The organism is Paenibacillus wenxiniae (genome assembly GCF_039822605.1).
Classification (GTDB): domain Bacteria; phylum Bacillota; class Bacilli; order Paenibacillales; family Paenibacillaceae; genus Saccharibacillus; species Saccharibacillus wenxiniae.
This window is the reverse complement of the sequence record NZ_JBCGUH010000001.1, coordinates 591,305-617,436: the sequence shown is the minus strand read 5'-3', so window position 1 is coordinate 617,436 and position 26,132 is coordinate 591,305. Positions and strand designations below refer to the sequence as shown.

The 26,132-nt window shown below is 46.3% G+C and carries 18 protein-coding genes and 1 tRNA gene; 18 read left to right on the top strand and 1 reads right to left on the bottom strand.

Annotation, left to right across the window (positions count from 1 at the left end; translation table 11 throughout):
• Positions 1-45: 45 nt before the first annotated feature.
• The 18 genes from AAHF22_RS02595 to xynC all read left to right on the top strand — a co-directional run bounded on the left by AAHF22_RS02595 (position 46) and on the right by xynC (position 24,765).
• Positions 46-1,095: a hypothetical protein gene (locus tag AAHF22_RS02595; RefSeq protein ID WP_347323400.1), complete on the top strand. Its 1,050-nt coding sequence runs from the start codon at positions 46-48 to the stop codon at positions 1,093-1,095.
• 768 nt (positions 1,096-1,863) lie between these two features.
• Positions 1,864-2,976 (top strand): citrate synthase, encoded by a 1,113-nt coding sequence (gene citZ, locus AAHF22_RS02590; protein ID WP_347323399.1) that lies wholly within the window; start codon positions 1,864-1,866, stop codon positions 2,974-2,976.
• Positions 2,977-3,359: 383 nt separating this feature from the next.
• Complete coding sequence (icd, locus tag AAHF22_RS02585) at positions 3,360-4,655, top strand: NADP-dependent isocitrate dehydrogenase (RefSeq protein WP_347323398.1); 1,296 nt, start codon at positions 3,360-3,362, stop codon at positions 4,653-4,655.
• An 11-nt stretch (positions 4,656-4,666) separates the two neighbouring features.
• Complete coding sequence (gene mdh, locus AAHF22_RS02580) at positions 4,667-5,611, top strand: malate dehydrogenase (protein ID WP_347323397.1); 945 nt, start codon at positions 4,667-4,669, stop codon at positions 5,609-5,611.
• Between the two features lie 618 nt (positions 5,612-6,229).
• Entirely contained in the window at positions 6,230-6,655 is a 426-nt protein-coding gene (locus AAHF22_RS02575) for a hypothetical protein (protein WP_347323396.1), read from the top strand.
• A 380-nt stretch (positions 6,656-7,035) separates the two neighbouring features.
• Positions 7,036-7,893 carry an SDR family oxidoreductase gene (locus tag AAHF22_RS02570; RefSeq protein ID WP_347323395.1) on the top strand — a complete coding sequence of 286 codons (858 nt, stop codon included), beginning with the start codon at positions 7,036-7,038 and terminating at the stop codon, positions 7,891-7,893.
• Between the two features lie 671 nt (positions 7,894-8,564).
• Positions 8,565-9,560 (top strand): bile acid:sodium symporter family protein, encoded by a 996-nt coding sequence (locus AAHF22_RS02565; protein WP_347323394.1) that lies wholly within the window; start codon positions 8,565-8,567, stop codon positions 9,558-9,560.
• Positions 9,561-9,569: 9 nt separating this feature from the next.
• Positions 9,570-11,387, top strand: coding sequence for a two-component system histidine kinase PnpS (gene pnpS, locus AAHF22_RS02560; RefSeq protein ID WP_347323393.1), 1,818 nt, complete (start codon positions 9,570-9,572; stop codon positions 11,385-11,387).
• A gap of 121 nt (positions 11,388-11,508) precedes the next feature.
• Positions 11,509-12,240: a response regulator transcription factor gene (locus AAHF22_RS02555; RefSeq protein WP_347323392.1), complete on the top strand. Its 732-nt coding sequence runs from the start codon at positions 11,509-11,511 to the stop codon at positions 12,238-12,240.
• Positions 12,241-12,398: 158 nt separating this feature from the next.
• Complete coding sequence (locus AAHF22_RS02550; protein WP_347323391.1) at positions 12,399-15,119, top strand: methyl-accepting chemotaxis protein; 2,721 nt, start codon at positions 12,399-12,401, stop codon at positions 15,117-15,119.
• A gap of 159 nt (positions 15,120-15,278) precedes the next feature.
• Positions 15,279-16,034, top strand: coding sequence for a phosphate ABC transporter ATP-binding protein PstB (gene pstB / locus AAHF22_RS02545; protein WP_371834000.1), 756 nt, complete (start codon positions 15,279-15,281; stop codon positions 16,032-16,034).
• A gap of 73 nt (positions 16,035-16,107) precedes the next feature.
• Positions 16,108-16,767, top strand: a complete 660-nt coding sequence (gene phoU, locus AAHF22_RS02540) for a phosphate signaling complex protein PhoU (RefSeq protein WP_347323389.1) — start codon at positions 16,108-16,110, stop codon at positions 16,765-16,767.
• Positions 16,768-17,188: 421 nt separating this feature from the next.
• Positions 17,189-19,882 carry a DNA polymerase I gene (gene polA / locus AAHF22_RS02535; protein ID WP_347323388.1) on the top strand — a complete coding sequence of 898 codons (2,694 nt, stop codon included), beginning with the start codon at positions 17,189-17,191 and terminating at the stop codon, positions 19,880-19,882.
• 330 nt (positions 19,883-20,212) lie between these two features.
• Positions 20,213-21,064, top strand: coding sequence for a DNA-formamidopyrimidine glycosylase (mutM, locus tag AAHF22_RS02530; protein ID WP_347323387.1), 852 nt, complete (start codon positions 20,213-20,215; stop codon positions 21,062-21,064).
• Positions 21,065-21,068: 4 nt separating this feature from the next.
• On the top strand, positions 21,069-21,665 hold the full coding sequence (gene coaE, locus AAHF22_RS02525) for a dephospho-CoA kinase (protein ID WP_347323386.1): 597 nt from the start codon (positions 21,069-21,071) through the stop codon (positions 21,663-21,665).
• Positions 21,662-22,237 (top strand): lytic transglycosylase domain-containing protein, encoded by a 576-nt coding sequence (locus AAHF22_RS02520; RefSeq protein ID WP_347323385.1) that lies wholly within the window; start codon positions 21,662-21,664, stop codon positions 22,235-22,237. The genes coaE and AAHF22_RS02520 overlap by 4 nt, the downstream gene beginning before the upstream one ends.
• A 146-nt stretch (positions 22,238-22,383) precedes the next feature.
• Positions 22,384-22,932 carry a transcriptional regulator NrdR gene (gene nrdR, locus AAHF22_RS02515; RefSeq protein WP_347323384.1) on the top strand — a complete coding sequence of 183 codons (549 nt, stop codon included), beginning with the start codon at positions 22,384-22,386 and terminating at the stop codon, positions 22,930-22,932.
• A 591-nt stretch (positions 22,933-23,523) separates the two neighbouring features.
• Complete coding sequence (gene xynC / locus AAHF22_RS02510; protein WP_347323549.1) at positions 23,524-24,765, top strand: glucuronoarabinoxylan endo-1,4-beta-xylanase XynC; 1,242 nt, start codon at positions 23,524-23,526, stop codon at positions 24,763-24,765.
• Between the two features lie 735 nt (positions 24,766-25,500).
• On the opposite strand, the gene AAHF22_RS02505 is transcribed toward xynC, so the two are convergent.
• Positions 25,501-25,587, bottom strand: a tRNA-Leu gene (locus AAHF22_RS02505).
• Positions 25,588-26,132 lie beyond the last annotated feature (545 nt).

Sequence of the window (26,132 nt, the reverse complement as noted above, 5' to 3'; positions counted from 1 at the left end):
TGGTTGTAGCAGCAATTCAATCTGGAGAGGAATTGTGATCGATTTATGAGTAGTTCAACATGTAAAACCAGTCTGATGTTTGTGATGGTTGTTTTATTGTTCACAGGTTCTGTATTTTCTGTATTCCCCCTGCATGCAAGAGCAGCAGAAACGGTAGCAGTACAGAACATGGTATTTTCAATCCCTGCCAATACGTTTTGCGATCAGTCGCATATGGTAGACCTATCGCTGAATATTACAAATTTGAGTAAAAGCGAGCAAGGCATCAAGCTGGAGTTTTTGAAAGCGGATGGAACGGCCTTCGCTATGGCTGGAACTTCGTACAATGGTATAACATCTGATCTGGTGCCGGGATCAAGTGTGAAGGTCGCAGCGGGGCATACAGGTACATATCATTTTACATTTGGCGGACAGACGAGCAATTGCGACGATCGTCCGTTTGTCGGTACATGGTCGATAACAGGTACAGGTGAAGCAGGGCTGGTTGCTTCAGGCTTTGTAAGCAGCTCGTTATACAGTGTGCCTGTTATTATTAATGGCGGTATGGTATGGAATGCAGTTGGATCTTCTAATGACACAACACCGCCTACGCCTGCACCTGTTCCGATTAACCAGCCGGTAGACGGATGTAGTGTAACACAGACGAACTCGCTCATTCATGCGATGTCAGCCAATCAGGATGTGTATGGGATTGCGACTTCAAGCAGTATCGATGCTGGCTGGAATACACAGCCGTTTCGTGCTTTTGATAATAGCTGCTATCCATTCTCTACGCAAAATGGGGAGATTAAAGGCTGGCTAGCTTATGAATTCAAAGACGCCAAAACGGTGACTTCGTATTCGCTACAAATGAAGCAAAATGATAGTCAGCATGCGTTTGCTCAATCGCCAAAAGCATGGATTTTTGAAGCGTATGATGGTAAAACATGGACTACACTGGATACGCGCAGCGGTATTACAGGGTGGACAACTAGCAAAGCCAACGTGTATACGATCGATAAAAAGCAGGCGTACAACAAATACCGTATCCGCTTCCTGGAAAACAACGGCGGTAATCTGGTGTGCATCAGCGAGATGGGCATGATGGGCTATTAAGTTTACACCATTAGCACAGTAAATGATGATCCCAAATCATTGCTGATACTTGCTGAAGTAATAATTTTATCTAAGTAAGAACGAACGAAGTAAGAGCGAAGCGTGAATGAAGCGTGAATGAAGCATGAAATGCTAATCATTAACATCTGAGTATGAACGCTTACGCCCAGATCGCTAAGTTTGCACTGCGAAACGTAATAGCATAAGAAACTGTAATCGAAAATCGAAATAAAAACGTATGCTAAACAAATCAACGACGATAAACCCATTTGATTATTTATACTATAAAATGAATATATAATCGTTTTATCGGCGAAAGGATTTACCTGTTCCAAGTATCACATCGTATAATTTTATAAAAAATAACGTCTGCACAGCCACCCAGCAACACTCTAAAGCGAGTCGATGATCCTATAACGATCCCATCGGCTCGTTTTTTAAATGCTAAAATAAATAAAAAATTATTAATAAAATGGTAAATTTCATAGTAAAAAACGAGCTATGCAAAGGTTTACAAAAAAAAGTTATCCTTGTGATAAAACAATTTGATATACTAACGATATCTACTTTTGTTCACAAGTCCGTCAAAATAAAGTATGATGATATAAGGTTCTTGGAAGGTTAGTGGCAGGTGTAAGGTCCGGCGATGACGATTTACCCCGATTCCTGCATACAGTAATCTTCATTTTTTACATTTTTAAAAATGTAACGGTTTACATTTACAAATTGGACAAACTTCAAGAATCGTTCTGCAAAGGAGAGAAGAATATGACAGCTACCAAAGGTTTAGAAGGCGTTGTCGCTGCAAGCTCATCCATTAGCTCCATTGTTGATGGAGTTTTAACGTACCGTGGGTACGATATTGATGACCTGGCTGTAAACGCTAGCTTTGAGGAAGTCGCGTATTTGCTCTGGTTTGGTAAGCTGCCAAATCAGAACGAGCTTGACCAGTTACAAAAGGATCTGGATAAATATGCAGTATTGCCGGATGCACTTATCGAACAAATCAAACTGTACCCTACACATATGAACCGTATGGCTGCTCTACGTAGTGCGGTGTCTGCACTGGCACTGTATGATGAGGATGCTGACGACATGAGTCTGGAAGCGAATCAGCAAAAGGCGATTAAGCTGCAAGCACAATTGCCAGCGATCGTTGCTGCGATCGGACGCATTGCCGAGGGTCAGGAACCGCTTGCACCGTTACAAGGTGTATCGATTGCACATAATTTCCTCTATATGCTGACTGGCAAAGAGCCGGATCAAGTTGCGGTTAAAGCACTCGATCAGGCGCTCGTTTTGCATGCGGATCACGAGTTGAACGCATCGACATTTGCTGCTCGCGTTACGGTAGCGACGCTGTCGGATATTTATTCCGGCGTAACGTCAGCAATCGGCGCACTCAAAGGCCCACTGCATGGTGGTGCGAATGAAGCGGTAATGAAAATGCTGGAAGAGATCGGTTCCCCGGACAAGCTGGAGAGTTACATCCAATCCAAGCTAGATAACAAAGAAAAGATTATGGGCTTCGGTCACCGCGTCTACAAAAACGGCGATCCACGTGCCAAGCATCTGCAACAGATGTCCCGCGAGCTGGGTGAGCTGAACAACGATCTGACGCTGTATGAGATGAGCGTGCGTATCGAAGAAATCATCACCGAGCGCAAAGGTTTGAAGCCGAATGTCGATTTCTATTCCGCTTCCATGTACACGATGCTGGGCATTCCGCGTAGCCTGTTTACGCCGATTTTTGCGATTAGCCGTGTATCTGGATGGTCGGCTCACATTTTGGAGCAGTATGAAAATAACCGCATTATCCGTCCGCGCGCGGAGTATGTTGGTCCAACCGATCAACAGTATAGTCCGGTTGAAGCACGCTAATTTGGCGTGTCTTCATTTACGATGAATGGCATAGCAAACAAATCCCGCTTTTCAATAACTTCCAGTGTCTGCTAAAATGAATACAACCGTTGTTGGAAGCGCATGTCAGTGATGTTGTTCACACCGTATCGTGAAGAGCAAGCAGCCTACATGGAGCCGGAACGCTGGAGGTCATCCGAGCGTATCGGCTTCGCGTGCGCATGTGTGCTTGACGATTGGAGCGGATGCTTCCATCATTGCGCTAGTGTTTGCTTGCGTGAACCGTGTTCATACGTATGCGCTATCTATCATAAACGGGTTGTTTTCCCCCGGCGACACTGCGACTTGGAGAAGATACCGGGACACGATCGATTATAGAATGAATCTGAGGAGGAACTTCAATCATGCCGAACTTTGAAAAGTACGAATTGCCAACTGCTGGTGAGCAAATCACCATTAACAATGGAACACTTCAGGTGCCTAACAACCCGATTATCCCTTACATCGAGGGTGACGGAACAGGTCGCGACATTTGGAAAGCTTCCGTTCGCGTTCTGGATGCAGCTGTAGACAAAGCTTACGGCGGCTCCAAAAAGATTGCATGGTACGAAGTATTCGCCGGCGAGAAAGCGTTTAATACATACGGCGAATGGCTGCCAGCTGATACGCTGGAAGCGATCCGTGAGTACATCGTTGCGATCAAAGGTCCTCTGACTACGCCGATCGGTGGCGGTATTCGTTCCCTGAACGTTGCACTGCGTCAAGAGCTGGATCTGTACGTGTGCCTGCGTCCAGTACGTTACTTTGACGGCGTACCTTCCCCTGTAAAACGTCCTGAGCTGGTGGACATGGTTATTTTCCGTGAAAACACAGAGGATATCTATGCAGGTATCGAGTACCAAGAAGGTACAGAAGAAGTGAAAAAAGTGCTGGAATTCCTGAAAAACGAAATGGGCGTTAACAAAATTCGTTTCCCAGAAACATCCGGTATCGGTATTAAGCCTGTATCCGAAGAAGGCTCCAAGCGCCTCGTTCGTGCAGCGGTACAATACGCGATTGATCACAGCCGTAAGAGCGTTACACTGGTACACAAAGGCAACATCATGAAATTTACAGAAGGCGCGTTCAAAAACTGGGGTTACGAAGTAGCTGAAGCTGAATTCGGCGACAAAGTATTCACATGGGCGCAATACGATAAAATTAAAGACGAGCAAGGTACAGACGCAGCCAACGCTGCACAAAAAGAAGCTGAAGATGCTGGCAAAATCATCATCAAAGATGCGATTGCTGATATCGCGCTGCAACAAGTGCTGACTCGTCCAGCTGAATTTGATGTGATCGCAACGCTGAACCTGAACGGTGACTATCTGTCCGATGCACTGGCTGCACAGGTTGGCGGTATCGGTATCGCACCGGGCGCAAACATCAACTATGTAACAGGACACGCGATCTTCGAAGCAACGCACGGTACTGCACCGAAGTATGCAGACAAAGACGTAGTAAACCCTGGTTCTGTTATTCTGTCCGGCGTTATGATGCTGGAGCATCTGGGCTGGCAAGAAGCGGCTGACCTGATCTACAAAGGTCTGGAAACGTCGATCAACAACAAAACCGTAACGTATGACTTTGCTCGTCTGATGGATGGAGCAACTGAAGTGAAATGCTCCGAGTTTGCCGATAAAGTAATCGAAAACATGTAGGAGGATGCTTCATGACAGCGATTAAGCGCAAAAAGATCACGATCGTGGGCGCCGGTTTTACCGGTGCAACCACTGCTTTGATGATAGCCCAGAAGGAACTTGGCGATGTAGTGCTGGTAGATATTCCGCAGCTCGAAAACCCAACCAAGGGAAAAGCGCTTGATATGCTGGAAGCAAGTCCGGTTCAAGGTTTCGATAGCCGGATTCGCGGTACAGCTGATTATGCGGATACCGCAAGCTCAGATATCGTCATCATTACGGCAGGAGTAGCCCGCAAGCCGGGCATGAGCCGCGACGATCTAGTGAACACAAATGCAGGGATTGTCCGTGCCGTATGTGAACAGATCAAGCAGCACTCGCCAGAATCGATCGTCATTATTTTGAGTAATCCGGTCGATGCCATGACCTATGTCGCTTACGAAACACTCGGTTTTCCGAAAAACCGTGTTATCGGACAATCCGGTGTACTGGATACAGCACGCTACTGTACGTTCATCGCCGAGGAGTTAAACGTATCGGTCGAAGATGTACGAGGCTTCGTGCTAGGCGGCCACGGCGACGATATGGTGCCATTGGTTCGTTATTCCAGTGTCGGTGGTATTCCGGTCGACACACTCATTTCACCAGAGCGCTTGGAAGAAATCGTTCAGCGTACCCGCGTCGGTGGCGGTGAGATCGTCAATCTGCTAGGCAACGGTAGCGCCTACTATGCACCAGCCGCGGCACTAACCCAGATGACCGAAGCGATCCTGAAGGACAAAAAACGCATCATACCTGTCATCGCCTATCTTGAAGGCGAATATGGCTATGATGGATTGTTCCTCGGCGTGCCCACCATTCTCGGCGGCGACGGAATTGAACGTATTTTCGAACTGGAACTGACCGAAGATGAGCAAGCTGCTCTTAACCAATCGGCTGAATCCGTTCGCAACGTATTGCAGATCGTTACCCGTTAAAAGAACCGTAGGCAACACCGCATTGGCTGCGTTGCTGCTGATAAGAGGTTCAATATTGACGATGTATCGATAAAGCAATCAAGTTGTTTCTATAGCCTAAAAGCCCTTAATCGTCCGCTACTGCGGTCAGGTTAAGGGCTTTTTTGGGCGTGTTTGTTACTGTGATTGCTTTGAATATTTTTAGCGCTCTTATCGCTTTTATTGATTTTATTACTTTTATTGCTCTAATGATGTTATTGCTCTAATGACGTTATATTTCTTTAACCGTATTTAAGATTCCTGTGGCTCTACCAGAATCTGTCCCCTTATGCCTTGCCAGATAGGTCTACGCACACAACTCCATACACGATCCCCGATTCATTTTTACAGCGTAATGAAACTGATTGTTATAGGCAGTATAAAAAGCTGTATACAAAATCAGCACGCCACATACATATTTCAACCAATAGTGGATTTCGGAACAAGCTATATTTTTAATACCAGTTTAGTTAAAATAAGATTGCAAAGGATCTTGCCTACATGTTGATCAATTCAGGTTGAAGCCGTATTCGACCTGACTGTTGAACCGACATCTACCATAGGGAAGATCAAAATCTAATCTGATGGGAGAGAAAAGCTTTGGAACGATTTCTCGTGTTTTTGCACATTTTAGGCGCTCTATCGACAGGCTTTTATATTTTGCTGCCGTTTATTGCTGCCAAGCTGCCTGCTCTGGATGGATCATCGCAATCCGGTGCGATTGCTATCATTCGGGTGCTGAACCGTATCGCTCAGTTTGGGCTGATCGTACAGCTACTCACGGGCGGTTATTTGATGACAAAGGGTACATATTCGATTGCATGGATGGTTATCGTTATCGTGTTACTGCTGGCGATTGCTGCACTGGGCGGTATTATGGGTAAGCCACTTCGTCTGGCACTGTCGAACATCCAGCAAAAGCAAGATATTGCTGTCTATACGGGCAAAATTCGTGCGTTTAGTATGGGCCTGGCTGTATGCCTGCTCATCATGACATTTTTTATGGTATACCGTCACATTATTTAAACGAATTCCCATTCCGGTTTCAGCGTTTGCTGCCTACCGGATGAACAACAAGCCGATCACATGCTACCCAGCCTAGATCGGCTTGTTTATTGTTTTATTGAAATGATTTTAAATCCATTATGAGATAGGCATAGATGATGTTAAAAGTAGCTGTTACAATCAGGCGCTACATAGAACATATTCATTTTCCTTCAATTAGCGATGTATTTGTATCGTTGTTTGTTGAACATCAATTGCGAATTTAGCTGATTTTGTTTAATCGTACAAGCTGGGTGGTAATAACGCAACGTAGTGAACTGGGAGGCATTTTCCAGTTCAGCGCATTTAGAATGACTTGCATAAGTTAGACCATCATGCACTGAATGAGAGGAGAACTGAACATGTCCAGTAAACCACAAAGTGTACCCGAACAGGATCAATCGTTGCCAGGTCATGAGTCTGAAATGACACCGCGTCCGCAGTCTCAAGCTACGGAATATAAGGCGGCAGGCAAGCTACAAGGCAAAAGAGCAATCATCACCGGAGGCGATAGCGGAATCGGTCGATCGGTTGCCGTGCATTTTGCCAAAGAAGGTGCTGACGTTGCGATCATCTATCGTGAAGAGGATCATGACGCAGAAGAAACCAAACGTTATGTTGAAGCCGAAGGACGCAAATGCGTAGCTATTGCAGGTGATATTGGCGACGAAAGCTTTGCACGCTCTGCTGTGGAGCAAGCCGTACAAAGTTTGGGCGGACTTGATATTGTCGTCAATAACGCTGCGGAACAGCATGTGCAGGAATCGATCGAAGATATTTCAGCAGAACAGCTGGAGCGTACGTTCCGCTCGAATATTTTCGGCATGTTCTTCATTACGAAAGCAGCGATGCCGCATCTGAAAGAAGGCTCAACGATCATCAATACGACGTCGATCACGGCTTATCGGGGTAGCCCAACATTGCTTGATTATTCCTCGACGAAAGGCGCAATTGTTGCCTTTACACGCTCACTGTCGATGAATCTGGCGGAGAAGGGAATCCGTGTGAATGGCGTTGCACCAGGCCCAATCTGGACACCGCTCATTCCAGCAACATTTGACCCGGAACGTGTCGGCGAATTTGGCCAATCCCAGCCATTGGGACGCCCTGGACAACCAGACGAAGTCGCTCCAGCCTATGTATATCTGGCAAGCACCGATTCTTCGTATGTGAGCGGTCAGATCATTCACGTTAATGGCGGCGAAGTCGTGAACGGTTAATGAACACTACGATCTCTATGATGAAATGATCTGTATGATGAAATAGAGTAGTTGTATGTAAATACATGAATCGAAGCATAGATGCATACAAGCATAGATACAAAGTAAAGGAGCCTTGCGAGGCTCCTTTTTGTATACATAAAATGATCTCGCTCTGATCAGCGAATGAAACACGCTACAATGATTTTACAAACTTTCAGCAATCATTTAGAACTATACTAGCTTCATTAGTTTTGAAGACACACCCTAGTATAGTGATCAAATTAAATATTAGTTTGGAGGGTATGTTGAAATTTCTATATTCAAGACGTAAACCATTTTAAATACTTAAATTAAACTCCGTCAAGCTACTAGCCGTAAACCTATTTTGATTATGACCCAACCCCAACCCCAACCCCAACCCCAACCCAATTTTACATCTGTCCTATATCCATGTTCCGCACAAGGATAACTACTCCAACATCATTCAAATCAAGCCTCCTTTACTATAACTTCATATGCTATATCAGCCCACCATCAGTGAGGTGGTGAATTTCTTTCACCACGTTCATTTATGCACACGTTAAACTTTTTTGGTGAATATCCCGATTGGAAGTCGAATCTGTAGTTCACTATGCTATGATGGAAGATAATCAATCCCAGACGGCACACCGACAGAGAAAGGAACAACGATGAGAGAAACGATGGATATGTGGACACGAATGTTTGAAAAATACATGTTTGCGATTATTCCGTGCACGCTGCTGCTCGGTTTTATATTGTCCAGACCGTTAATTGCTTATACCGATTGGATTCCGTATTTGTTTGCGTTTGTTACATTTGTAATGGGCATTGGCTGCGGCAGAAAACATGTGCAGGACGTGCTGAAAAAGCCCCTTCCTGTTGTGCTCACACTCGTGCTAGCCCATCTGGTGGCACCGCTACTTGCGTATGAACTCGGTTTATTATTGTTCGGCGCAGGCTCGCCCTATACGATTGGACTAGTGTTATTCACAGCGATTCCACTCGGTGTATCGTCTGTGCTATGGGTCGGCATGTCGTCAGGCAATGTGGCACTTGCGCTTGCGCTCGTTATTGTCGATTCAGCGATCAGTCCTTTTGTCGTACCTGGTCTGATTGAATGGCTATTTGGCGCCAGCATTCAGTTTGACACACCGGGCATGATTCTTGATCTGATGCTTATTATCGTATTGCCAACGCTACTCGGTATGGTCGTATATGAGCTATCTGGCGGCAAATTCAAGCCGTGGTCAGCTCCGATCACACAGCCGCTATCCAAGCTGTGCTTTGCTGGAGTTGTATTGCTAAATGCCGCGGCCATTGCACCGCAGCTCAGTGCACTCAAGGGCGATTTGCTGCTCGTCATTCCTTCGGTACTCATTACAGTTGCGTTTTGCTATGGACTCGGTTACGTCTGTTCTGGTATACTTCGCGCGAAAGGTCGTGAATTGCCGGTCACGCTGGCGTACACCTCTGGAATGCGTAACATATCGGTGGGCATGGTTATTGCGATGGGCTATTTTAGTCCACAAACCGCAGTGCCGGTCGTGCTGGGCATTATGTTACAGCAGCCGATGGCAACGTTACAATATTCTATATTTCAACGTGTAGAGGCATACCGGAGCAGACAACGGCTGAAGGAAGCAAATTATATCAAAGGAGATTGACGCAACCGCATGAAACCGTTTCGCATTCGTCTGACCATCATCATTATGCTTTTGCTGGCTGTGCTCGGCCTGGCGGCAGCTTTTACGATGGCGCATATTTACAGAAATTCGCATGAGCAGACGTTAGAAGACAATATGCTGCGAGAAATTCGACTGTTGGAGACGACATTTGCATTCCAGCCTGTAGGCAATGAGAATGGAGCGCCTTCGAATGACGTATTCAGCTATTATTCTCGCGAAGCATTACAAATCGGCAAACTGACCGATTCACGTGTTACTTTTATTGAAAAAGATGGAACGGTCATTGGCGATTCTGAAAGTGATCCGCGTACGATGAACAATCATGCCAGCCGAGAAGAGATTGTGGCTGCGGCACGTGATGGTGTAGGTAGCGCGGTACGGTATAGCAACACACTTAAGGAAAATATGCTGTATGTAGCTGCACCTGTGCAAAAGCCAGGCGAGTTTGACGGGTATATTCGTCTGTCGATGAGTCTGGTCGCCGTCGAAGATGGCGTACGTAGCACATGGACGATTATGGGCATCAGCCTGCTTGTGTTGTTTGTCATTGCGGCTCTGGTCAGTTATAGTGTCGCCGCCAGCCTGACACGTCCGCTGGAGCATATTACACGTGTAGCAAATCGCATTTCACGTCTGGATTATGGGGCGCGGGTGCGACTGGAGCGTAAGGACGAGATCGGTGATCTCGGTAAAGCGATCGATAATATGGCGGATAGTTTGGAAATGCAGCTTAAAGTCATTCGTGATAACGAGGATTTACTGCAAAGTGTCCTTGCCAATATGACAGGCGGCATGGTGATGGTTGATGATAGCGGTAAAATTGCCCTTATTAACCGATTTGCCGAGGAAATGCTCAGTATCAATTCCAAGCGTATGATCGGTAAATCCTATCAAGAACTCAAGCAGCATTATGAGCTAAGCAAGCTGCTTGGTGATGGATTACGCCGCAAAGAACGTATTCATGATGAGCAGACATTGTACAATCCAGAGCCACGTCTGATCGAAATTGATGGGGTGCCGATGTTTGAAGATGATGATACGTACCGTGGTATGCTGTTCCTCATTCAGGACGTATCGAATATTCGTCGTCTGGAGCGAATGCGCAGCGAATTTGTCGCTAACGTTTCGCACGAATTGAAGACACCCATTGCAGCGGTAAAAGGCTTTGCTGAGACGCTACTCAGCGGCGGTGTGAATGATGAACAGACAGCACGCTCCTTTTTACAAATTATTTATGATGAAAGTGAACGGCTCAATCGTCTGATCGGTGACATTTTGGAGCTGTCCAAAATCGAATCGAAGCGCTCGCCGCTTAATTTTTCACCGATTCATTTACAGCCGTTTTTCGAGACGATTCGGGAGATGCTGAACGCTTCGGCAGCGCAAAAAAATATTACGCTGGATATGCAGGTGCCGGAAGAATTGTTCATGGAAGCAGATGAGGATCGGTTGCGCCAGATTTTTGTCAATCTGATATCCAATGCGATAAACTATACACAGGATGGCGGTCAGGTACGTCTGAATGTGCACGAAATAGTGTCTGAGCAGGGCGAGGAACGCATCATCTTCGATGTGACCGATACTGGGATGGGCATCCCACGTAAAGACCTGCCGCGTATTTTTGAGCGGTTTTATCGAGTGGATAAGGCGCGTTCACGCAGTTCAGGCGGTACGGGCTTAGGACTTTCGATTGTAAAGCATCTGGTAGAGCTACATCATGGTGCGGTCACGGTAGAGAGCGAGGTTAATATCGGTTCTACCTTTACCGTAAATCTGCCGCTATTACAGGCAGACGAGGCTGAATAAGAAGCAATTTTAATGGCGCGATAACTGCTGGATAATCAAATTTGATATTTTTACACTGTGTTAACAAAATAGTGATATGCTGGTCACGGTGAAAGAAATGTAAACCCGAGTGGAGGTTATCATGACTAAACGATTGCTGGTCATTGAAGATGAATCAACGTTGTCCCGACTGCTTTCCTACAACCTGACCCAGGAAGGATACGAGGTGACGGTAGAAGATCACGGTAGTGCTGGATTGGAGCGTGCTCAAAACGAGTCGTTCGAATTGATCCTGCTTGATCTGATGTTGCCGGGAATGTCGGGATTGGATATTTTACGCAAGCTGAGAAGCTCCGGCATTCGCACACCGGTTGTTATTTTGACCGCGAAAAATGCGGAAGAAGAAGTAGTAGAAGGACTGAAGGCAGGCGCAGATGATTATATTACGAAGCCATTTGGCGTATCCGAGTTGCTTGCACGCGTTGCTGCTGTATTACGCCGTGCAACCGGACGTGAAGATCAGCCTGCGGATGAAGATGTGCAGGAAAGCCGAATCGAGCTTGGTGATCTGATGATCTATCCAGACAAGTACGAAGTCGCACTGGGCAGTCAGCAGATTACACTGCGTCCAAAGGAATTTGAAGTGCTGCTGTATCTTGCACGCAAACCAGGTGTCGTGATGACACGGGACGATCTGATGAACGCGGTCTGGGGTTTTGATTATATCGGTGGACAGCGTACCGTAGACGTACATGTTAGCTCATTACGTAAAAAGCTTGAATTAGATCCTGACTCCGTGCATATCGATTCGATCCGCGGTGTCGGTTATAAATTAGTTGTACGTAAGAAAGCAAGTGCTCCTCATTCCGGTTAACGGAGTGATGAGCACTTTTTTTCTAGTTCTATTTGACGAAATTAAACTGGGATAAATGTTTATATTACATATGTATGCAGAAATAATGCAGTTTATTTTACAATAATCGAGTAGTCTTTAGGGGTGAGTGATACTAAAGAACTAAGGAGTCGATATCATTGACTACTCAAGCCTTAAAAGAACGGAAACAAACGCCTATCGCTGAAACTTCGGAACCGACGGTAACTGATCGACAACCAGTAGCCTCCACTCCTACCTATACACAGCCTAACGATACTTCATCGCATCTATCTGTATCAGAGCAAACAGACATGCAGTATACAGATGGATCGACCGATGTATTGCCAATCGATGCAGCCAACCATTTGACAATAGCTACCGACAACGAGCCAGAGCGACAGCTGGTGAGCAATGAGCGCCCTCTTGCCACGAATGAACAAATTGCTCCTATTACGAACGAACCTGCACTTTTGCAGAATGTGGAAACAGTAGACGAAAAGCTAACAAAAGCACAAACAGAGGGGACTCAACCTGATAGCCATGCCATTGTAACGAAGCCGATGATGTCTACATCTGCGCTTACGTCGGTGCAATCGACATCGACGATCGAAGTCTCGTCGTCTCGGTCTTTGCCAGCATCGACAATTGCGAAGACAAGCACCACTGTTTCAACAAACCAAGCAAAAACGAACCCGGTACCAACCGCACAAACGAATTTAGCACAAACCAACACAGTAGAAAAAAATCAAATAACAGCCAGCACGATAGCCCAAAATAGTCCAACTCTCAAAACAGACACAGTACGCTTAACAAGTTCAACTATTCCATCTACAGCATCTACCAAAAATGTACCTGCAACAGCAGCTCAGTCAGCTACCCAATCCAACACGTTTGCAAAGCCGGCAACTCCAAATGGAATGACAGAGCCAAAGCGAACTATCCGTACAAGCACAAACAATACGACTGATTCGAGTAAAACTACCCATACGAAACACATTGGCGCTATGAGCAAGACGCCGAATACAACTATGAATGTGAGCAATACTACGCAGGCGAGCAAAGGGGCGAGTACAGCCGCGAATATGAGCAGTGCTGCCCATGTGAGCAAAGGGGCGAGTACAACCACCAATGTGAACAGTGCTACCCATGTGAGCAAAGGAACGAGTACAACCACCAATGTGAGCAGTGCTACCCATACGAGCAGAGCGACAAGCACAACCGCTAATATGAGCAAAAGTTCCCCTACCAATCCAACGCCGAGTACAACGAACAGTAACGCAACTAGCAAAATAAGCAATTCAACAGCCACAGCTAAAGATCAAGCACGCCTTACAAGTGTCCAAACGAATCCAATGTCAAAACCAGCACCCACATCAGAGGCTAAACGAACAATTTCGCCGATAATCAACACCAAAGCTAGCAGTCCTACACCAACTAGCATTCTACCAGCGAACGCCAACCAGATAAATTCCGTACCTAAAAGTACAATCCAGCCTAACGTTCCAGCTACAGCAACGAGTCGTACAGCTTTGACACCAACCAGCTCAGTCGCTGATCGTATCCGTCCAGCATCTAGCCGTACAAATGCGATCCCATCTTCGGCTTTAACTGTAGTCCAAACGTCAAGCACTGTGGCGCAAGCCCAAGCGCCAAGCGCTTCAAGTCAGGTGCCAATGCCCAACGCCCTTTTATCCAAATCAACATCGCCGTCACCAGCAGCCCAATCGATGCCTATGTCGTCTCAATCAAACGTTAATTCTACTTCCACATCATGGCTGGCAGAGCAACGCGTATCGCCATCGGAATGCGAACTGCATCATTATGTGATCGCTGTGCCGCAAATTCGTGATAAGGAAACATGTGGAGATACGCTGCAACGGTTCCGCGAGCAGCCAGAACTGCCTTGCGTCACGATCTGTAACGAGCATAATGAGCCGACTGGTCTGATTATGCGGGAGCAATTTTATCGGCGGATGGCCAGTCGGTTTGCAACCGAGCTGTATTATGGACGCAGTACAAGCCGATTTAGCCAGAACGAACCGCTGATGATGAAACTGACCGACCCACCGGCTGCTGTAGTCGATGCTGCGCTGGCACGTCAGGGCGAAGCCTTTTATGAATGTGTATTGTTGACGGATGGAAGTAAGCTTGCCGGTGTGATTACGATTCGTGATCTGATGGAGCTGTCCCGTCATTTACAAGCACAGGCGGAGCAGCAACGTGTGCAATCGTTGCAAGCTTCCTACACGTATGTGGAGCAGATCGGCCAGGCTGTTCGCACCGTTAGCGGTGCTGCGGATGAAACATCGCGCCAGCTAGTCGAGATTAAGGAGCGTACCGTTGCCGGTCATCATCAGCTAGCGGAAGCGAATCAACAATTCCGTCAGGCCCAGCAGCTAGTAAACAGTCAGCGCGTGCAGGCCGAACATATGCTGGAGCATACCGTACAGGCACGTAAAGTTGTAGATGATGTCGCTCAACTTGCCGGTCAGAGTAGCATGCTGGCACTGAATGCCTCGATTGAAGCCGCTCGCGCTCAGCAAGCTGGACGCGGTTTCGCGGTTGTCGCATCCGAGATGCGTTTGCTGGCAGAGCGTATCGCAGGCATGTCCTCGGATATTGCCCGTCTGCTGGGAAGCTTGAATGAAATGATCGGACAATCTGCTGAATCGAGTCAAACGGCAGAGCAGACGATGGATGCCAGTATGCTGCGCATTACGCAGGCAGATCAGCTATTCGCGGAGATGGCATCTGCTGCCGATCATGCCTCAGCGCAGGCGAAGCATTTGCATGGAACAGCCGGCGAAGCGAGCCGCTTAACGATGCTGGTGATGGATACATTGCAGCAGCAGGCGCAAAGTAAATCGGTGCTGCAATAGCGTATTTAAGTCTAACGAATACGTCTGGTTAAGTTTTACACTCCCTTTACAATTCGGAAGCTCACGCTTTACAAATATCCCGTATTATGTATAGATGTCAGCCGCTGTAGAAGGCGGCATAGCGTTATGAATATAGAGAAATCAGGGGAGTGTGACCTTGTGTCAGACATTATTCGTATCGAGCAATTAAACTTATACTATGAGAAGCATCATGCTCTTAAAAATATCGGACTTGGCATTAAAGAAAAAGCAGTAACTGCATTTATCGGACCATCCGGTTGTGGCAAATCGACATTGCTGCGTACATTAAACCGGATGAATGACATGATCCCCGGCACGCGCATCGAAGGCAAGGTGGAAATTGCTGGCGCAGACATTTATGGTGATGACGTGGAAGTTGAAGGCTTGCGTCAACAGGTGGGGATGGTATTCCAACAACCGAATCCATTTCCGAAATCGATCTTTGAAAATGTCGCCTATGGCCCACGCTTGCATGGCGTCAAATCCAAATCGGAGCTGGACACTATTGTAGAGCGTAGCTTGAAGCAAGCTGCGCTGTGGGAAGAAGTCAAAGACCATCTGAAAAAGTCCGCTTTCAGTCTGTCAGGCGGTCAGCAGCAGCGTCTATGCATTGCGCGTGCGATTGCTGGACAGCCCGATATTTTGCTGATGGACGAAGCAACGTCAGCGCTTGATCCGATCTCTACACTCAAGATTGAGGAATTGACCCAGGATCTGAAAAAGGAATACACGATCGTGATGGTGACGCACAATATGCACCAGGCGGCACGTATTTCCGATCAGACTGCCTTTTTCTTGAATGGAGAAATTGTAGAAGCTACCGATACAACGGAGATATTTTCCAATCCGTCCGATTCCCGTACAGAAGATTATATTTCTGGACGTTTCGGCTGACAGGTCATGCTTGACTTCTGCTCACGAATATCCAGCTTTTCCAAACAAGTTATCAGCCATAGGAGGATCATGTATGCCTAACCGGAAAGGGTTCGATGAAAGTCTGTACGAGCTTCGCGAGTTGCTCACTTCCATGGGAGACCATGTCATTGAAGCACTGCAAGAAGCAGTACAATCGCTGCAAACTAAAAATATCACACTGGCGAAAAGCGTCGTCGATAACGATTATCGCCTGAACGAAATGGAAGAAAAGATTATGGATATCGGCTCGCGCCTCATTATTACCCAGCAGCCGGTAGCAAAAGATCTACGTCGTATTATCGTCGCGTTCAAAATCTCCAGCGATCTGGAGCGGATGGGTGATCTGGCGCTTGATATAGCCAAAGTTACGTTGCGTTTGCAAGGTACAGAGCTGATCAAGCCGCTGAAAGACATTCCCCAAATGTCTGAAATCGTCGTGCAGATGATCGATGATTCGCTTCGTTCGTATTTGGACGAAAATACCGATCTTGCGCATAAAGTCGGTACGGATGATGATCAGGTCGATCATCTGTACAGCGGTATGATTCGCGAATTGCACGAATATATTAAAGAAAATGGATCGGATGGCCCGCAGGTGATGCTGCTCAATCTGACCGGTCGTTATATCGAGCGGATTGCCGATCACGCAACCAATATTGCGGAGAGCGTTGTCTACCTCGTTACAGGTACACGCCCTGATCTGAATAGTTAACACTGAATAGATAAACGCTGAATAACTAAACACTGAGTAGCTGAACGGAATTTTTTAGGCGTATATGCGCCATACATGGCGCGGTACAAATGGCGTCTGGCTTCATGATTGCAGGCGATGTTGCTGGTTGCTACGCCATAGGCTACGTCGATAACTGAAAAGATCCTATATCCCTTTTGCATGTTGCAGAACAGCAGGCACCGGAAACTTCTCCGGTGCCTTTTGTTTTGGAACGCAAGGGCTTGTGGTATCATAGAAGAAGGAAGAAAACGTCCTGTTTTTATAGGATATCGGTCCGCTTTTAACACAGTTATAGCGTACGGAAGCAGGAATCGCAGGCAACAAGAGACATCCACAATGACCTGCTTATCGCAACGGTGCAGACGGTACTTGTCCGCAGGCGCCAATCACAGGAGGAACTATGGACAAATTCATGTTAATAGATGGAAACAGTATTATTTATCGCGCATTTTTTGCGATGCAGCAGCCGATGACTACGTCGGCAGGCTTGCATACGAATGCGGTATATGGTTTTACGAATATGCTATTGCGCGTATTGGAAGAGCACAAGCCGACTCATGTAATGGTCGCATTTGATGCGGGTAAAATCACTTTTCGGCATAGCAGTTATGAGGAATACAAAGGTGGACGTCAGAAGACACCGCCTGAGCTATCCGAGCAATTCCCGTTACTCAAAGACTTGCTGACCGCGTTCGGCATTTCCCATTATCAGCTGGAAGGCTATGAAGCAGATGACATTATCGGTACATTGTCCCTGCAAGCAGAGCAAAAGGGTTGTGAAGTGCTCGTATTAAGCGGCGACAAAGATATGCTTCAGCTCGCCTCCGAGCATGTACGGATCGCCTTAACACGCAAAGGTGTTAGTGAAATCGAGCAATATGGCCCTGCTGAAGTGGAAGAACGTTATGGACTGACACCCGCGCAAATTATTGACCTTAAAGGCTTAATGGGTGATGCATCTGATAATATCCCGGGCATTCCGGGTGTCGGGGAAAAGACGGCGCTCAAGCTATTGCATCAGTTTGGAACGGTTGAATCCGTATTGGAAAATACCGATCAGCTGAAAGGCAAAATGAAGGAAAAGATCGAAACACATGCGGATGATGCGCGTCTGAGCAAGGAGCTGGCAACGATCTTCCGCGAAGTTCCTTTCGATGCAAGCTGGGATAGCATGAAATATGAAGGTATCCAGGCAGCAACAGCGGTAACCGCATTGCAAAAGCTAGAGTTTAAGTCCATTTTGCAGCGCTTGAATCTGAGCGATGTAGCCGCCCATCCCGATGCAACACTGGATGAACTGAATGCCGATGCGGAGAGTCATGTAGCACCGATGGAGGATCTGAAAGTGACGATGCTCGATGAACAGCATGTATCCGAGCTGGAAGCGGTGCTGAATACAGTGGACGTTGTGCATGTGGAAAGTCATGGCGATAATCCGCATCATGCGGAGCTAGTCGGCGTTCTGTTCGGTACACCGGAGGAATATTATTTCCTTACACCAGATGTATTAAAAAGCGATGCGGCGACGGCGATTCGATCATGGCTCGCCGATGACTCGATTCCGAAGCAAGGACATGATCTGCATCGCGCCGATCTGGTGCTATTCTGGGATGATATTGCTTTTGCCGGAGCTGCTTTCGATATCCAGATTGCCGCTTATTTGCTTGATCCGACTGAATCCGGTCAAAGTTTAAGCGCACTTGCTTCCAAATATGGGCTGCCTGTATTGTCAGAAGACGATAGTGTATTTGGTAAAGGTGCCAAGTACAAAGTACCGGAGCAAGACGTATTGAGCCAGCATCTAGCACGCAAAGCGGCAACGATTCGCCAGCTCGTACCACTACAACGTGATCAACTGGAGCAAAATGAGATGACACCGCTGTTCAGCGATCTGGAGATGCCATTATCTCGTATTCTCGCAGATATGGAAAAGCAGGGCGTAGCCGTCAATACAGATGAACTGCGTGCGCTCGGTAAAGAATTTGAACAGCAGATCAGTAAGCTGGTCGCGCACATTTATGAGCTGGCAGGCACGGAATTTAATTTGAATTCGCCAAAGCAGCTCGGTGAGATTTTATTTGATCGGCTTGGTTTGCCAGTGAAAAAGAAAACAAAGACAGGCTATTCGACCAGTGCGGATGTGCTAGAAGAACTGGCACCTTATCACGATGTGGTACAGTACATTTTAACGTATCGTCAGCTAGCGAAGCTGCAATCGACTTATGTAGAAGGTCTACTGAAGGAGATTCATCCAAAATCAGGCAAAGTGCATACGTACTTCCGTCAGACGATTACCGCAACCGGACGTCTATCCAGTCAGTTCCCAAACCTACAAAATATCCCGATCCGTCTGGAAGAAGGCCGCAAGCTGCGTAAAGTATTCGTACCATCTCAGCAAGGCTGGTCGATGCTGTCTGCCGACTATTCACAAATCGAGCTGCGTGTACTGGCACATATTTCCGATGATGCCGGCTTAAAAGATGCCTTTGTCCATGATATGGATATCCATACGAAGACAGCGATGGACGTATTCGGCGTTGCTCAGGAGCAGGTCGATAGCAATATGCGTCGTTCCGCAAAAGCCGTTAACTTTGGGATCGTATACGGTATTAGCGATTACGGACTGTCCCAGAATCTAGGTATCACAAGAAAAGAAGCAGGCGACTTTATTAACCAGTACTTCGACGTCTTCCAGGGCGTGCGTCGCTATATGGATGATATTGTCGATGAAGCGAAGCAGCATGGCTATGTCAAAACAATGCTGGAGCGTCGCCGCTATTTGCCAGAGATCCGTTCTTCGAACTTCAACCTACGCTCCTTTGCCGAGCGTACAGCAATGAATACACCGATTCAGGGCACAGCCGCCGATATTATCAAGCTAGCGATGGTGCATATGGATCGTGCCTTGAATGAACATGGACTCAAAAGCCGTATGCTACTCCAGGTACATGATGAATTAGTATTCGAAGTACCCGCAGATGAGCTGGAACAAATGAAGACACTAGTACCACAAGTCATGCAAGACGCACTAGAACTGTCCGTCCCACTCAAAGCAGACGTAAGCTACGGTGCCAACTGGTACGAAGCAAAGTAATATGATTATGTCTTGTCATTTAGTAAGCTAAGATGCCTACATCACGTTCAGAAACGCTAGAACGTGCATATAGATGCCTATATACGAACCACTATTTTATAAAACTGCGATATTACATCTGTACACAAATGAGTATGATGCAAGCATCACGTAACGGAGGGAAGGAAATAAGGGGAAAGGACGATTTTGGAGGGGCGGGAATCTTCATGTATTCCTAATCTAAAAGATTCCCGCGGCTCCACCTGAGTCCGTCCCCTTATTCCTTCCCGGAGTGGCTGCTGCTAATTGCACAAACTCATTCGTGCACACTCAAAGGAAAGGTGAACAACAATGCCGGAATTGCCAGAAGTAGAAACAGTCAGACGCACGCTGAACACCTTGATTCCCGGCAAACAGATCGAACGGGTAACCGTATCGCTGCCACGTATTATTCAGCGACCGGATGACCCGGCGCAGTTTGCCCTGGAACTGCAAGGACATACATTTGAAACGGTTGAACGACGCGGGAAATTCCTGCGCTTTATTTTAGATGGATTGGTCATGGTATCGCATCTACGAATGGAAGGACGTTATGGCGTGTATCATCAGGATGAGCCAGTGGAGAAGCATACCCATGTGATTTTCCATTTTACCGATGGTACAGAGCTACGATATAAGGATGTGCGTCAATTTGGCACGATGCATCTGTTCGCAACAGGTGAAGAGATGCAATCCAAACCATTGATGCAACTCGGCTTAGAGCCGCTTGATCCGCAATTTACGGATGAGCAGTTTATCGCAGTGATCAGCAAGCGTAGAACGATGATCAAGCCAGTACTGCTCAATCAAGCTTATGTAGTCGGAATCGGGAATATTTATGTGGATGAAGCGCTATTCCGTGCCGGTATTCATCCAGAGACGATTGCATCGGACTTGAGCCGTGAGCAGCTGATTCGTCTGCATGAAGCGATCGTGTCGACGCTTAGCGATGCGGTTGCCGCAGGTGGCTCGTCGATCAAATCGTATGTGAACGGTCAAGGGGAAATGGGTATGTTTCAGCATAGCCTGCGCATTTATGGACGCAAAGCAGAACCGTGTCAGGAATGTGGTACATTGATCGAGAAAACCGTAGTCGGCGGCAGGGGCACGCATTATTGCCCGGTATGCCAGCCTTTGCCAGCGCGTCAAAAAGCAATGAGGTGACAACATGAATATAGGATTAACCGGAGGAATCGCTACAGGCAAAAGCTCGGTCGCTGCATGGCTAGTAAAGCGTGGAGCAGCACTGGTAGACGCGGATCAGATTGCACGCGAGATTATGTTGCCCGAATATCCGGTGCTACAGCAGGTCAGCGAGCGTTTTGGTGCCGAGATGTTGTTGGCGGATGGGACACTGGATCGCAAGCGACTGGGCGCTCATATTTTCGGACGTCCAGAAGAACGTAAAGCGCTAGAGGAGATTACACATCCGGCGATCCGTCAGCTTATTCATGCACGGGTCGCAGAGCTGGAGCAGGCGGATCCTCAGCGTCTGGTCGTTGCGGATATTCCGTTACTGTATGAATCAAAAGGTGCATATACATTTAGCGAAACGATGGTCGTCTATGTACCGCGTAATATTCAGCTACGGCGACTAATGGAGCGCGATGGTCTGGACGAACAGCAGGCGTTACAACGTCTGGCTGCACAGATGGATATCGAGGAGAAGAAAGAGCGCGCAGATATTGTGATCGACAATAGCGGAACATGGGAGCAGACAGAGGAGCAACTGGAGCGTTATTGGACAGGAAAGGGATTACGATGAATAAGCTTAAACAAACCTTTCTACGTAAACGAATTTTGCTTCCGCTGTTCGCGATTGTACTCGTATTGATCTTATTTAATACACGCTGGCTATCGCTTATTTATCCAATTCAATATCGTGATGAAATTCGGAGCCATGCTTCGAATTACGCGGTAGACCCATATCTGATCGCGTCTATTATTAGAGTGGAGACGAATTACCAGCCAAGTATGGAATCGAAAAAGGGCGCACTTGGACTGATGCAGCTTATGCCAGATACCGCAACCTGGGCAATGGAAAAAGCGCATCTGAAAGATGTGACGCTGGATTCAGTCAAGCATGATGTGGAGCCGAATATTGAGCTGGGTAGCTGGTATATTAACAATCTGATGCAGCAATTCGGCGGCAACGAAGTTGCTGTGATCGCGGCTTACAATGCAGGTCCAGGCAAAGTGAAAAATTGGATCAAAAACGGCCAATGGGACGGTACGCTAGAGGATGCCAAAGATATTCCTTATGGCGAAACGAGACATTATGTGCAACGTGTATTATATTATTATAAGCAATATACCAAATTGTATGACCGATTTTGACAAGGCACAGCTGCCTTGTTACCTTTTCTGAATCATGCAGCATGTATAACGCACTTATAGACGAACAATAAATGTGATTTAAAACAACAAACAGACACACCAGATGAATGCACAAGCATTAGCAATGAAAGGAAGGTGACACAGCGGTGAAATGCCCCTACTGCGGTCACAATGGAACGAAGGTGCTGGACTCGAGGCCAGCTAACGATAACAAATCGATTCGCCGAAGACGGGAATGTGAAAGTTGCAGCCGTCGTTTTACAACGTTTGAAATGGTCGAAGTGACCCCGCTGATCGTGATCAAAAAGGATGGAAGCCGGGAAGAATTTAGCCGGGACAAATTGCTGCGTGGTTTGATCAGAGCATGTGAGAAGCGTCCGGTATCGGTAGATCAGCTTGATGCGATCGTGTCCGAAGTGGAAAAGAGCCTATACGCCACCGCACTGGCTGAAGTGGAAAGTCGTGCTGTTGGAGAGCTTGTCATGGAACAATTGTATCCGGTCGATGAGGTGGCATATGTACGCTTTGCTTCGGTCTATCGTCAATTCAAAGATATTAATATGTTTATGAAAGAGCTGCAAGGACTACTGAGCGACGATCCGAAGCATGATAAAAAGTCCAAGCGTGAAGCTCATACTAGCTCATCTGATTCACGTTCGGATGATCAAGATCGGGACAATGCGCAGCAAGAGTAGGATAGGGCACATTTATTAATTTGTACCTAGTTTAGTTCATTTGATACTGAATGGATAATGAGTAAACACATCTCAAAGCTTACACGATGATCAAACCGCTTGTACTGTTTACGTTCTCCATCTGCATATGAACAAGACAAGATAACATCATCGCTCTGGAGTAAGGAATCTACTCTGGAGCGATGATGTTTTTTACGCTGTTTTCGCATAGGATGTTCTTGATGACCGTTTGTAGTGAAGATAGGAGTAAAAGGTTGGGGAAAGGATGATAACTGTCTCATATGTGTCTGCTCTATACAAGTCGCCTAACATCCAAATATTAATACGTCGCGTTTAGAAAAGATATAATTATTTCCTTATCATTGTGTTCCTATTGTCCATATTTAAATCACGCTTGAATTAAGCACAGCTTATACATTGATATACATTTCTATATTGTTGGTGATCATTTTCAAAAGCACTACGTCATTATAATATTGCCCAATAAATGTATAAAAATACATAATAGAGATAGTAACATGAATCACTGTTTCATTTAAAAACAGCCAAGGAGATGATATTTTGTTTGATTTGACCAAGAAATCGATCAATATGATGCTCGTCGTCGCAACTCTGTTTTCGCTACTGACCCCTGTCGTTTCACCAACCCCGGTATCTGCCGCAGGCGATGCAGTTGTCAATTTGTCATCCACCAAGCAGTTGATTCGTGGTTTTGGCGGTATTAACCATGCACTGTGGGCAGGCGATCTGACATCTGCACAGCGTGATACTGCATTTGGTAATGGTAACAATCAGTTAGGCTTCTCGGTACTGCGTGTGTATATTGACTCTAACAAAAGCAACTGGGCAAAAGAGTTACCAACCGCTCAAGCAGCCGCAGCACGCGGTGCGATTGTATTTGCTTCTCCGTGGAATCCACCCGCTGAAATGGTTGAGACGTTTAATCACGATGGTGATCCATCCGCCAAGCGACTGCGTTATGACAAATATGCAGACTATGCCAAATTTCTGAACGAGTTTGTAGCATACATGAAAAGCAACGGTGTGAATCTGTATGCGATCTCTGTACAAAATGAACCGGATTATGCGCATACATGGACATGGTGGACACCACAGGAAATGCTGCGTTTTATGAAAGAAAATGCAGGTTCGATCAATGCGCGCGTGATCGCGCCCGAATCGTTTTCGTATTTGAAAAATATGTCTGATCCGATTCTAAACGATCCGCAGGCACTGGCGAACATGGATATTCTCGGAACGCATACATACGGGACATCGTTCAACAACTTCTCGTACCCATTGTTCCAGCAAAAGGGAGCCGGAAAAGAATTGTGGATGACCGAAGTGTATTACCCTAACAGCGATAACAATTCTGCCGATCGTTGGCCAGAAGGTGTCGACGTAGCTTACCATATGCACAAAGCGATGGCCGTCGGCAACTTCCAAACCTATGTATGGTGGTACATCCGTAGACAATACGGACCGATGAAAGAAGACGGTACGATCAGTAAACGCGGCTACAGTATGGCACACTTCTCCAAATTCGTGCGCCCAGGCTACACTCGCGTTGATGCAACAGAAAGTCCAAACAATAACGTATTCGTATCTGCGTACAAAGGCGACGGTAAAGTCGTTATCGTAGCGATCAACAAAAACAATTCGGCAACCAATCAGAACTTCGCCCTGCAAAACGGTAGCGTATCCAAAGTGTCCTCCTGGACAACCGATGCGAGCCGTAATCTGGCACCAGATTCTGTGAACACGTCGGGTTCGTCGTTTAGTGTAAGCTTGCCTGCACAAAGTGTAACTACGTTTGTTGCTGATTTGAAATAAGACGTTACCTGGCAGTCGAGTTCACCCGGGTAATTTATCCAAGTAATGAAGAAACTATTTACAGCAAATTGCAGCATGAGACTGAGCTTGAAGTTAAAGTGGGAAATGAAAGTCAATTGGAAAGTGAACATGTAATTTACTGTGTACGCTTAGAATCAACAGGCAGAGACGGGGAATGGGATCAAGAGGTATGGACCCATTTGAACTTGAAGGCATAGGTATTAGGTATAAGTTGAAAAATAATGGAAAGCCGTCGATTCGCACTTTGTATGCGTTCGGCGGCTTTATTAAATAAATGGGAGCGGAGTAGATTGGATAAAGTTCTATTTCTGAACCTATACGGAGCATATAGAAATATGTAATGTAACCCTCCAGTACCTTGCCTAACCCCCATTTAAAATCTGGTTTACTGTATCTTATCAAAACATAACTGTAACACATAATCAATTCATCTCTGCTGTACAATATCCTAATTCGCATGTAACATCTAAAGCCATTGTATCGTAGTCAACGTACCCGAAATACGATATGAATTTGAGTAGTTAGTCTTGATGGAGTGATGCTGAATAGTGACAGGCAGTAAAATCAAAGAGCTGTAAAGTTAAACACAGGTAACCAAGTTAATATCACGATGAACTATATACACATAATATTTTATACGATTAAGATAAATGTGCCAAAGCATACAAAAAAGCACGTAAACGACGAATCGATTACGTGCTGGTTATAAGCATATGGTGCGGTCGAGAGGACTCGAACCTCCACGGGGGTAAGCCCACACGGACCTGAACCGTGCGCGTCTGCCAATTCCGCCACGACCGCAAGCAATATGTAACTTCCCGTTCCTCTTGGTGTGTGGTTCATGATGTGAGACAGGAAGTGGTGAAAGAATCACCGTATTTAAGATACTACTACATATCGAGATGAAGTGCAACAATTTTATTGCTTCGCGACATAGGCTCTGTACAATTGATGGACTGTACGAATGTTATTGTTTCAGCATGTACGCTCCATACAGGTGATGGAATACAAGAATGTTATTGTTTCAGCATGTACGCTCCATACAGGTGATGGAATACAAGAATGTTATTGCTCCAGCATGTACGCTCCGTACAATTGATAGAATACAAGAATGTTACTGCTCTAGCATGTACGCTCCGTACAATTGATAGAATACAAGAATGTTACTGCTTCAGGATGTATACTCCATACAGGTGATGGAATAGACGAATATCACTGTTTCAGATGTAGACTCCGTACAACACGATGGAATGCAAGAAGGCTGCTGTTACAACATGTACGCTCTGCACATCAGTTTGCGTAAACACCTTGCTTTAAAAGGACTGCACATTGTGCATAAATCGTGT

Coding starts and splice junctions, on each gene's coding strand:
- AAHF22_RS02595 (WP_347323400.1), top strand. CDS start 46: ATGAGTAGTTCAACATGTAAAACCAGTCTGATGTTTGTGATGGTTGTT.
- citZ (WP_347323399.1), top strand. CDS start 1,864: ATGACAGCTACCAAAGGTTTAGAAGGCGTTGTCGCTGCAAGCTCATCC.
- icd (WP_347323398.1), top strand. CDS start 3,360: ATGCCGAACTTTGAAAAGTACGAATTGCCAACTGCTGGTGAGCAAATC.
- mdh (WP_347323397.1), top strand. CDS start 4,667: ATGACAGCGATTAAGCGCAAAAAGATCACGATCGTGGGCGCCGGTTTT.
- AAHF22_RS02570 (WP_347323395.1), top strand. CDS start 7,036: ATGTCCAGTAAACCACAAAGTGTACCCGAACAGGATCAATCGTTGCCA.
- AAHF22_RS02565 (WP_347323394.1), top strand. CDS start 8,565: ATGAGAGAAACGATGGATATGTGGACACGAATGTTTGAAAAATACATG.
- pnpS (WP_347323393.1), top strand. CDS start 9,570: ATGAAACCGTTTCGCATTCGTCTGACCATCATCATTATGCTTTTGCTG.
- AAHF22_RS02555 (WP_347323392.1), top strand. CDS start 11,509: ATGACTAAACGATTGCTGGTCATTGAAGATGAATCAACGTTGTCCCGA.
- phoU (WP_347323389.1), top strand. CDS start 16,108: ATGCCTAACCGGAAAGGGTTCGATGAAAGTCTGTACGAGCTTCGCGAG.
- polA (WP_347323388.1), top strand. CDS start 17,189: ATGGACAAATTCATGTTAATAGATGGAAACAGTATTATTTATCGCGCA.
- mutM (WP_347323387.1), top strand. CDS start 20,213: ATGCCGGAATTGCCAGAAGTAGAAACAGTCAGACGCACGCTGAACACC.
- coaE (WP_347323386.1), top strand. CDS start 21,069: ATGAATATAGGATTAACCGGAGGAATCGCTACAGGCAAAAGCTCGGTC.
- AAHF22_RS02520 (WP_347323385.1), top strand. CDS start 21,662: ATGAATAAGCTTAAACAAACCTTTCTACGTAAACGAATTTTGCTTCCG.
- xynC (WP_347323549.1), top strand. CDS start 23,524: ATGATGCTCGTCGTCGCAACTCTGTTTTCGCTACTGACCCCTGTCGTT.